At 43.4% G+C, this 981-nt stretch carries 1 protein-coding gene; it reads left to right on the top strand.

Features of this window, described 5'->3' with window-relative positions; genetic code table 11:
* Window positions 1-94 precede the first annotated feature (94 nt).
* Window positions 95-979 (top strand): transposase, encoded by an 885-nt coding sequence (locus tag ACFOU2_RS25700; RefSeq protein ID WP_449237050.1) that lies wholly within the window; start codon window positions 95-97, stop codon window positions 977-979.
* The last annotated feature ends 2 nt before the right edge of the window (window positions 980-981 follow it).

Here is a 981-nt window from a genome sequence, read left to right as displayed (position 1 = left end):
CATTTTTATACAAAGATTGTGAATAAAAAAGCCGCCTTCCTTGCACCCTATGATAGACTCTACTCAACCATAGGAAGGAAGACGGACTATCATTATGATTTCCCATATGATCGATTCTCATTCATCTACTCATGCGTTACAAACATTTTTTCATTATATTGATGGCATGCAGTCCCTGCGCAATCTGAGTTATCTAACCGGGCGCCCTCCTTTATGCAGAAAAGCGTTTCTCAAAAGTTTCTTTCTCAAAACGTGGTTTCGCTTAGATTCCTTGCGTAAACTGAGAAAATTTCTGGAGGATTTCCCTTACTTCTCTCATCTTTGCGGCTTTTCTCAGCTTCCACATCTGGCTACGTTTGCCCGCGTTGCCACATGGTTTCGAGAAGAAGGCTATGAATCCATCAACTTAGAAACGCTACAACGAATGGGACTTCACCATACGCTTGTCGCCGTAATCGACAGTACCGTCTTGCGCAGTAGTCTGTATGATTCACAGGCCGCTAAAGGAAAATCTACGCGTTTTTCTTGGTATAAAGGGTATAAACTTCACCTTTGTATGAGCGCAGAGGGAGTTGTCTTATCTTATGCATTCGTCCCTGCAAACCGATACGACAGCATCATTGCCCCCACCGTGTTATTTGCGTTGAAGGAACTAGATTTAGATATCGCATTTGTTCTCGGAGATGCAGCCTATGACAGTAAAGATGTGCGCAAAGCTGCAGGACAACTAGGCTCCTACATGATTACGCCCATTAACAAACGGAACGGGACGAGAAAAGACGTGTATGCCCGTGTGATGCCAGCTTTTCTAGAAATGGCATTGGGAGACCTGCTTTTTGATCAGCGCAACAAGGTGGAGCGCCTTTTTCATCTTCTGAAACACAAAGGATTGGAGAATCCACGGATGTTTGGGTATCACCGCTATCGTTTTCATGTCCAAACCATGCTTCTTATGCATAATATTGGATGTTTATTATAGTT

It is taken from the genome of Bacillus songklensis, from assembly GCF_042649685.1.
GTDB lineage: Bacteria > Bacillota > Bacilli > Bacillales > Bacillaceae_H > Bacillus_BA > Bacillus_BA songklensis.
Note: the sequence above shows the minus strand (reverse complement) of the source record. Positions and strands in the feature narration are given on the sequence as shown.